We start from the raw sequence: 9,987 nt of genomic DNA on the forward strand, positions 1-9,987 counted from the left end.
AATCATTGAAAACTAAAAGATTCTGAAAATTCAACAAATTCATAAAACACACTAAATCACAGGAAAACAATAGTTTAAAATCTTTTCAACAAATCGTAATTCACAATTCGTATTTTGTTTTTTATATTTTACCTTTGACCTCTCAATAAAAACAAAGATTATGGTTTATAAATTTAGAGTAATTCTAGACGCCGAAGAAGATATTTTTAGAGACATTGCTATTCTTGAAGAAGATACTCTTGAAGATTTACACAATGCAATCTTCAACGCTTTTGGTTTTGACGGAATGGAAGTAGCTTCGTTCTACACCTGCGATGAAACTTGGAATCAAGAAGATGAAATTCCGCTTTTTGATACTGGTGATGTTCCTGGTGAGCAAAGAACTATGAACGATTATCCATTATCTTCTATCTTAGATAAAGAAAATACCAAAATCATTTATGTTTACGATTTCATTCATATGTGGACTTTCTTAGTTGAATTGGCTGCTATTGAAGAGCAATCTGTTGGAGCTGTTTATCCAGAAACTTTATTCTCTCACGGAGAAATGCCTGATGATTCTGGCGAGAAAAATTTTGAAGCTGATATGCATGACGATATCTACGGCGAATTTGAAGATGATTTAGACGAAGACGATCTAGATATGTTTGAAGGCGATGACAGCTTTGAAGATTTTGGATTTGAGGAGAATTGGAATTAGATTTTTGAGGTTCTAAGGTTCTAAGATGCTAAGTTTCTAAGGTTTTTAATTTGAAAGTTTTTTCTTATTTTTAATTTTTCAAATTAAAAAAAAATTAAACATGAGTAATTTTAGAAACCTACTTATCTGGCAGAAATCAATGGCCTTGACAACCAAAATTTATTCTTCAACAAACAGTTTTCCAAAAGAAGAAATCTTCGGATTAACTTTACAAATTAGACGTAGCTCGGTTTCTATCCCTAGTAATATTGCAGAAGGATTTGGCAGAGAAAGCGATAAAGATTTTTTACGCTTTTTAAACATTTCTATTGGGTCTTTATTCGAAATGCAGACTCAATTAGAGATTGCAAAAAACATTTATTACTTAAAAGAAAACGATTTTAATAACTTATATGAGGACAGTCGCGAAGTAGAAAGAATGTTAGTTTCTTTTATTAAAAAAATAAAAAGCAGAAACTAAACCTTAGTACCTTAGCATCTTAGAACCTCAGCACCTAAAAAAAAATGATCAACTTATTCAACACCCACATCGAGACGCTTTCGATTCACCGCGTAGGGAACAAAAGCCGTAACGAAGCTATTTTTTTATCAGAACAACCATTTAATTTAAATGACGAAATTGTGCCTTTGATAAAAGAGTATTTCTTTAAACCTTTTAGAGAAAAGGAAGAAAACTATTATCAGTTTGCGCATGAAGTGGATTTGGATTATAATGACATGTTTAAATATGCGACTGAAATTTTTACAAATCCAGCTAATGTTCAGGAGATTTCAAAAAAAATTACGACGCATTTATTTGAGCAGTCTAACCATCCGCATATTAAAAACGGAGAAGTTTATGTTACGTACTTAACAAACTTAAGTATCGACAATAATGTAGTTGATGCGATCGGAATTTTTAAAAGTGAGTTACAGGCTGACTTTTTACAATTTGAAGAAAAAGACAGCAATCTTGAAATGATTTTACAACAAGGTATCAACTTGAGTAAACTAGACAAAGGATGTTTGATTTTTAATTATAAAAAAGAAGAAGGATATAAAATTCTAACTGTAGACAGCAACCGTTATGATGCACGTTATTGGTTAGAGCACTTTTTATCTGTTGATGCTTTTGAAGATGAAAACTTCATCACTAAAAAGTACTTGAAATTCTGTCAAAACTTTGCAAAAGATGTTGTTTTACCTGCAGAAGACAAAAAAGAAGAAGTTATGTTCATGAACAGATCTGTGAATTATTTCGCTAAAAACGATCAGTTTGAAGAACAAAATTTCTTGAATGAAGTACTTGATAATCCAGACTTAATTCCTGAATTCAAAAACTATAAAGTTGATAAAGGAGAAAAATACAGCATTGAAGATGTAACCTCATTCCCAATTGCAAACGCAGCAGTTTCTGACGCTAGAAAATCGATCAAAAACGTTATTAATCTAGATACACATATCCAGATTAAAATGGATTTCATCAATCCTGAAAGTGCAGAGAAATTTGTTGAAAAAGGCTGGGATGAAGAAAAACAAATGTATTACTACTTAGTTTACTTCAATAAAGAAGAAAAAAGCTAAGAGTTATTCATTTTCTATTACTTACTTAAAACGAAAAACGGCAGTTGCAATTTGTAACTGCCGTTTTTTATTGGCCGTTTTACGCTATAAAAGATATTCTTTTCAAAACATCAATTAAACTTGATAGTGCTATAAACGAAAGAAATCGCAAAATGCGAAAGATTCTTAATTTATGCTTAATTTTGTATTTTAAAACCAAAACAGATGGATCGTCTTTTACACAACGAAAGTCCTTTCGAAACGATAATCTCATTTCATAAGCTGATTGAATCTTTTGAAGAAATTGCTTTATCCGATGTTGATTATCGATCTAATTATGCCAAAGCCATTTTAAAAGAGGTTGAAGCATATCCGGAATTTAGAACCGGAATTCACGACTACTCTATTATTAAAAATAACGAAGGTTTAATCAAAAATCTAGTTGCTGATTTATTTCCAACTGCGCTTACGCATAACGAGATAAAAGCAATAACAATTCCTTTTCAAAACGTTTCATTCAATTATACAGAACGTTTCAAGAAAATTTTGAGCAATGCCGGCGATGAATTTTATATGGAAATTCGTGATTTTGATGAACATCAATTTTACATCAACAATTGCTGCTTGATTTTAAGCGATTATTACAAACAAAATCTCGATTTCAACAGACCATTTTTTTATGATATTCCAGATGAAAATGGCATAGAAAAGCATTATAGAATTTTGTATAATGCCGATTTTATGGAAATTACTCCATCAGAAAAAGCAGTACATTTAACGCAGGATGATATCGATCTTCTTATTGATAATTATAATGATATCGATTTATGGAAATCAAAATTTCCTAAAGGAAGCTGGACTCTTAAAGGATTTGGTATTGTTTCTTTGTTTGATGCAACAACCGAAAGCGCTATTTCGAACTTAAAAAGTAATTTATTAAAACCCGAAACAACAAGAGTTGCTTCGACAGAAATAATTGAAAACATTTTTAAATCGATCTTTAAAATTTCAAATCTAAAAGTTGGTTTTATAATCTATAATCCAGAAGAAGAAAAATTTATAAGACCAATAAAATTTGACAATCAGCTTACCAGTTTTTTATTAAAATCGGATCAGGAAGTCGATTGTAAAAATGCTTTTTTTGGATGTTCTTTTGAAAATTTATTAGACAAAAAAGAACCGCTTGTTATTTCTAATGTTAAAAAATTCATTGAAGCTTCTTCAAACAAAAAACTTGGTGAACATTTATTAAAACAAGGAATTCAAAGCTGTGTTTTTGCTCCGGTTATAAAAGATGGTAATTTATTGGGTGTAGTCGAATTGGTTTCTGAAAATGCAAGAGAACTTAACAGCGTTAACGCAACAAAACTAGAATTAGTTTTACCGTATTTAACAGATACAATCGATCGCTATAATACCGATATGCAGCATCAGGTTGAAGCTATTATTCAACGTGAGTACACTACAATTCACCCAAGCGTTTATTGGAAATTCAAGAAAGAATCTCAAAATTACTTTCAAAATATAAATCATACGAAAGATTATATTTTTAAAGAAATTGTATTTAAAAATGTATTTCCGTTATACGGACAAATTGATATAAAAAGTTCATCTGAACATCGAAATGAAACTGTAAAAATAGATCTTCAAAATCAGCTTACAGCACTTTTAGAAATCTTTGACAATCAAAAGCCGAACTCTAATTTGGTTCTTTTGGAACAAAGAAAATTCGAGTTAGAATCGTTGCGAGACGAATTAGAATTTCCTTTGAAAGCAGATACAGAACAGCATATTCAACGCTATATCGAAGAAGAAATTCATCCGATATTAAAAAACACAAAAGACAATGCTAAGAATGTAAAATTGGAGGAATTGTATTTTGCAACTCTCGATGAAAAAACAGGAATGTTTTATCAGGAAAGAAAGAAGTTTGACAACGCGATGTCGATTATCAACAAAAGATTAGCTTCTGTTCTAGATAAAAAACAAATCGAGGCACAGCAAATTTATCCACATTATTACGAGCGTTTTAAAACGGACGGAGTAGAACATAATTTATATATTGGAGCTTCAATTGCACCAACAAAACCATTTGATATAATGTATCTGCATAATTTGCGTTTGTGGCAGCTGCAAACGTTATGCGAAATGGAATTGGCACATCATCAGCTAAAAGAATCACTGCCATACGAATTAGATGTTACTTCTCTGATTTTAGTATTTAGTTCTCCGCTTTCTATACGTTTTAGAATGGATGAAAAACGTTTTGATGTTGACGGAACTTATAATGCCAGATATGAAGTTGTTAAAAAACGAATTGACAAATCGAATATTAAAGGAACTAACGAACGTATTACCGAAAAGGAAAAAATAACTATTGTGTATTCGCAAAACAGCGAAGAAGCCGAATATTTAAAATATATTAAATACTTACAGCACACTAAAGTTCTTGAACCTGCCATAGAACAATTTGAGGTCGAAGATCTTCAAGGTGTTTCGGGCTTAAGGGCGATTCGAGTAAAAGTGATTAATAACACGGAGAATCCAGCGGTAAAAAAAATAACCTATCAGGATTTATTAGACGAGCTCAACTAAATTAGTTGAGCTTTTTCTTTTACTATATATTGAACGCAGATCAAGCGGATTCGCTATCGCGAAAACGCAGATGAACAAAGATTGAAAAGTTTTTTTTAAATTTTTTCCAAAATTCGCTTTTGTCAGCGTTTTCGCGATAGCGAATCCGTAAAATCAGCGTCTAAGCAATATCTACTAAAATTAAATAGACTTAAATGCGATTACAAACGCAATTACCGTAATAATTATTCCTACCATGAAAAAATTATAGGCAATACGCAGTAAATTGTACTTTCGCTGTAAAACCAATCCTAGGTAATATAAATCTTTGATCATTGTTGAATACAAATAATCTCGATCTTTCATCATTTCATTCATTGCCCAATCGTAATCTTCAAGAGGCATTTTATAGAAATTTCCAAAGAACATTAAATTCACTTTTTTCTCTTCAACATCAGCACGTGTAAAAAAACCAGAAGTTACTTTTGGCCGCGTAGAAAGTATTGCAAAAATAATGGTAACTACACTCGAAATCAGCATAATGAAAGTTGGCAGTACCAAATGCGCATTTTTTGGACTGTCTAATTTTGGAATAATAGACGAAAGTGCAATCGAAATAATAATAGCATTAACAGATAACAGAATATTAGCTTTACTATCGGCAATACCGCTTAAACGTGTGTGATTTCCAAGAGTAACGCGAAATAAAGTATCAATACCACGATCTGGTTTTTCGAGTTTTTCTTTCTTTTTATTCTCCTCCTCTATTGCTTCGGCAGCTTTTAATTCTTGTTTATCAATTTTTTTTCGAACAAGCAGTAAATTTTTCTCTTTCAGCGGCTGCCATTTTCGCAGTGCATAATCTGTGTAAAAGCGATGTTTATTCAATAAAAAATTCAAATTCTCTTTTGCCCATTCCGCATTAGAGAATGATATTTTTCCAGTATTTTTAAGTTCTAAACGCAGCAATTCGCAAGTGGTTACATATTCTGTCCCCATAAGATGAGCATAATCTGCATCTTTAATGATTTTTTCTAAATGCGTTTTAGGAACATATTCTTTCTGTGTTGCCAAAATCAAACTGGCAACAGCTGCAATAAATTCTTCTGACTGTCCTTTTTCTTTCAAAAAAGCAGTCGCAATTTTCACACTCTCTTTCTCATGATTATCATAACCATGTACATAACCTGTATCGTGAAACCAAGCCGCAATTATAAGAGCTTCTTTATCGCCGTCACTTACTTCCTCTTTCTTACATAGTTCTTTAACCGCAGTAACTACCGTTAATGTATGGTTAAAATTATGGTAAGAATATAAATTAGAAAGTTTATCTTTGAGTAAATTACTGACGAAATCTTCGGATTGATCTATTAGATTCATAAAGAATATTTTTATACCACTAAATTATGAAATTGTTTTTGGAAAATCATTTCATTGCTAAGATTAAAAACTATTTATTAGCAATTGCAACTCTTATATTAATTAGCTCTTGTGCCACGCATAAACCTCAATACGGAAAAAATGTAAGCGCTAATGAAACAGAAAACGCAACTGATACCATAAAAATTGCCCAAACATTTTATCTTGTCGGAGATGCAGGAAATGCCGACGAAGAACAAGCACAGCAAACTTTGGAGCTTTTACATCAAAGGTTAAAAAAAGCCGGTAAAAAGTCAACTTTGCTTTTTTTAGGAGACAATATATACCCAAAAGGTTTTCCAAGCGATAAAAATCCTGACGATAAAGCACTTGCCGAAACTAAACTTACTAATCAATTAAAACTGACTAAAGGTTTTAAAGGCAAAACAATTTTTATTCCCGGCAATCATGATTGGTACAGCGGCATAAAAGGTCTTGAACGACAAGCTGAGTTTGTAACTAATTATTTAAATGACAAAAAAGCTTTTTTACCAAGAAAATCATGTCCAATTGAAGGCGTGAAAATTGACAGTACAACAACTTTAGTAACAATTGACAGCGAATGGTTTCTTGAAAACTGGGATGATCACCCGACTATCAACGACAATTGCTCTATAAAAACAAGAGAAGATTTTTTTGATGAGATGGAAAGCATTTTAAATAAAAATCAAGAAAAAACAGTTGTCTTGGCAATTCATCATCCTTTGTTGAGCAATGGAACGCATGGCGGACAATTCTCTATGGAAAAACAATTATTTCCTCTTGAGAATAAAATTCCGCTTCCAATTATTGGATCTTTTATCAATTTACTTCGAAAAACATCTGGAATAAGTCCGCAGGACATTCAAAATAAGCAATATACTATTTACGCCAAAAGAATTAAAACGCTGTTACAGAAACAGAAAAATGTAATTGTTGTTTCTGGACACGATCACAATCTGCAATACATCAGCAAAGAAAATATTCAGCAGATTATCAGCGGAGCCGAATCAAAATCTGAAGCTGCTAGAGCTGTAAATCCTTACGATTTCTCGTATGGCGGAAATGGCTATGCAACTTTAACTTTGTTTAAAAGCGGCGATGCTAAAGTTTCTTTTTATGGAAATGAAAACAATAAAGAAAAACTACTTTTTGAACGCGAAATAATCAAGGCTAAAGAAATTAATTGGGCGGCAGATATCCCGAATAACTTCCCTCCAAAAATAACAACTTCTATCTATCCGCCGAAAATGACTGAAAAAAGTATCTTTCATAAATTCTTGTTCGGACAGCATTACAGAAAATATTACAGCATGCCAATTGAAGTAAAAATGGCTACTGTTGATACTTTAATGGGAGGATTAAAACCTATTCGAGAAGGCGGCGGGCACCAATCGGTTTCCCTTAGAATGTCAGATCCAAAAGGCCGCGAATATGTAATGCGCGCCATGAAAAAAAGTGCTACAGCATTTTTACAGTCAGTTGCTTTTAAAGATCAATATGTTGTAAACGATTTTGCCGATACTTATGCAGAGAATTTCTTATTAGATTTTTACACTACATCACATCCATATACAAGTTTTGCAGTTGGAAATTTATCCGACAAAATAGGATTATCGCACACCAATCCTGTTTTATACTATATCCCCAGACAAAATGGCTTAAAAGAATTTAATGCGAGTTTTGGAGACGGATTATATATGGTGGAAGAAAGACCTGCTGACAATCATATTGACGCTAAAAACTTCGGAAATCCGAGTGATATAATAAGCACAGGTGACATGATGGCAAATCTTCATAAAGATGAGAAATATGGTGTTGATGAAAAAGAATATATAAAAGCTCGTTTGTTTGATATGCTGATTGGCGACTGGGACAGACACAGTGACCAATGGCGTTGGGGCGAACATAAAAAAGACGGAAAAATTATTTACAAACCAATTCCGAGAGATCGTGATCAGGCATTTGTAAAATATGATGGAACTCTACTTTCTCTTTTAATGAATATTCCCGCATTGCGTCATATGCGTACTTTTAAAAGTTCTATCGACAATGTAAAATGGCTTAACAGAGAACCTTATCCATTAGATTTGGCATTTTTAAAAACGTCTGAAGAAAAAGACTGGATTGCGCAGGCAAAATTTATTCAAGAAAATCTATCTGACAGCGATATTGATAATGCTTTTAAAAGTCTGCCAAAAGAGGTTCAGGATGAAACGATTGACGAAATTAAGCAAAAGCTAAAAAGCAGAAAGAAAGAGCTTCAAAAATATGCAATACGCTATTCTGATGTTTTAAGTAAAACAATTATGATTGCGGGAACTGATAAAAAAGACAAATTTGTTTTGAATCATATTGCTAAAAACAAAATTGAACTTCAGGTTATCAGAATGAAAAAAGATGGCGACGAATTACAATACACAAAAACGATAAGTGACACTAAAACGAAAAATTTATGGATTTATGGTTTAGACGACAACGATGTTTTTGAAGTAAAAGGCGATCATAAATCAAACATTAAAATTCGTTTAATTGGCGGTCAAAATAATGATGTTTATAACATTGAAAATGGACGAAAGGTTATTGTTTACGATTTTAAATCAAAAGAAAACACATATAACTTGGACTCAAAAACTAAAACTCAGTTAACTGACGATTATGATGTTAACTTATACAATTACGAAAAACCAAAATACAATGTAGTTTCTGGTCTGCCAAATATTGGATATAATCCTGATGATGGTGTAAAATTAGGCTTTAATATAAATTACACGGTAAACAATTTCAAACAGAATCCTTATACTCAAAAGCATGTATTAAATGGTTTTTACTACTTTGCTACAGGCGGTTTGGAATTTAATTATGCGGCACATTTTCCTGGATTACTGGGTAAATGGGTTATTGATGTTGAATCACAGTATACTACTCCAAATTTTGCCATGAACTATTTTGGATATGGAAATGAAAGTCAGAACAATGATGAGGAATTTGGAATGGATTATAACAGGGTTCGTATTCGAAAATTTAATGTATCGGGCGCTATTAGACATGTTGGACGATACGGAAGTGAATTTAGCTTTCAACCTATTTTTCAAAAAATGACAGTTGAAGAAACCGAAAATAGATATATTGATATTCCAAATATCGTAAATCCGATGGTATTTGACAGCCAGACATTTGGCGGTGTAAAAGTAAAATATCAATTTAAAAATTCTGATTTTGCTGCAAAACCAACTTTAGGAATGGCGTTTATGATTGCCGCCACTTGGACGACAAATTTGAGCGACACGAAACAAAATTTCCCAACACTGGAAAGTATTTTAGGCTTTACTCATAAAATCGATCATAACGGAAAACTGGTTTTGGCGACATACTTAAAAGGAAAAGCAATCCTTAATAACAATTACGAATTTTATCAAGGCGCTGCTTTAGGAGGCGACACCGATTTAAGAGGATATAGAAACGATCGTTTTTTAGGGAATTCATATTTCTCTCAAAGCTCTGATCTTCGATTAAGTCTTGGTAAAATCGAACGTACGGTTGCTCCTTTGACTTACGGAATTTTAGGTGGTTTTGACTACGGAAGAATCTGGCTTGATGGAGAAAATTCAAGAAAATGGCATCAGGATTATGGCGGTGGTCTTTGGCTGAATGCAATCAATGTTTTAACAGCAAGAATCTCTTATTTTAAATCTCCTGACGAAGTAGGAAGAGTTATTTTTGGGGCTGCATATAGTTTTTAAAAAAGGCTCAAAGGTTCAGAGTGGCAAAGG

6 protein-coding genes are annotated in these 9,987 nt (G+C 32.4%); 5 read left to right on the forward strand and 1 reads right to left on the reverse strand.

Features of this window, described 5'->3' with window-relative positions; all coding sequences use genetic code 11:
- Positions 1-160: 160 nt before the first annotated feature.
- The 4 genes from B0A81_RS00600 (at position 161) to B0A81_RS00615 (ending at position 4,837) form a co-directional block, all read left to right on the forward strand.
- Positions 161-700 (forward strand): IS1096 element passenger TnpR family protein, encoded by a 540-nt coding sequence (locus B0A81_RS00600; RefSeq protein ID WP_089056205.1) that lies wholly within the window; start codon positions 161-163, stop codon positions 698-700.
- A 100-nt stretch (positions 701-800) separates the two neighbouring features.
- Positions 801-1,160: a four helix bundle protein gene (locus tag B0A81_RS00605; protein WP_089056206.1), complete on the forward strand. Its 360-nt coding sequence runs from the start codon at positions 801-803 to the stop codon at positions 1,158-1,160.
- Between the two features lie 44 nt (positions 1,161-1,204).
- Positions 1,205-2,263, forward strand: a complete 1,059-nt coding sequence (locus tag B0A81_RS00610; protein WP_089056207.1) for a nucleoid-associated protein — start codon at positions 1,205-1,207, stop codon at positions 2,261-2,263.
- A gap of 204 nt (positions 2,264-2,467) precedes the next feature.
- On the forward strand, positions 2,468-4,837 hold the full coding sequence (locus B0A81_RS00615; RefSeq protein WP_089056208.1) for a GAF domain-containing protein: 2,370 nt from the start codon (positions 2,468-2,470) through the stop codon (positions 4,835-4,837).
- Between the two features lie 180 nt (positions 4,838-5,017).
- Here B0A81_RS00615 and B0A81_RS00620 read toward each other — a convergent pair whose 3' ends face one another.
- A complete protein-coding gene (locus B0A81_RS00620; protein WP_089056209.1) occupies positions 5,018-6,196 on the reverse strand; it encodes a Pycsar system effector family protein in 1,179 nt (392 codons plus the stop codon).
- Positions 6,197-6,222: 26 nt separating this feature from the next.
- On the opposite strand from B0A81_RS00620, the gene B0A81_RS00625 reads away from it, so the two are divergent.
- Complete coding sequence (locus B0A81_RS00625) at positions 6,223-9,957, forward strand: metallophosphoesterase (RefSeq protein ID WP_089056210.1); 3,735 nt, start codon at positions 6,223-6,225, stop codon at positions 9,955-9,957.
- The last annotated feature ends 30 nt before the right edge of the window (positions 9,958-9,987 follow it).

Origin of the sequence: Flavobacterium plurextorum, from assembly GCF_002217395.1 — a bacterium.
In the GTDB taxonomy this organism is placed as follows: domain Bacteria; phylum Bacteroidota; class Bacteroidia; order Flavobacteriales; family Flavobacteriaceae; genus Flavobacterium; species Flavobacterium plurextorum.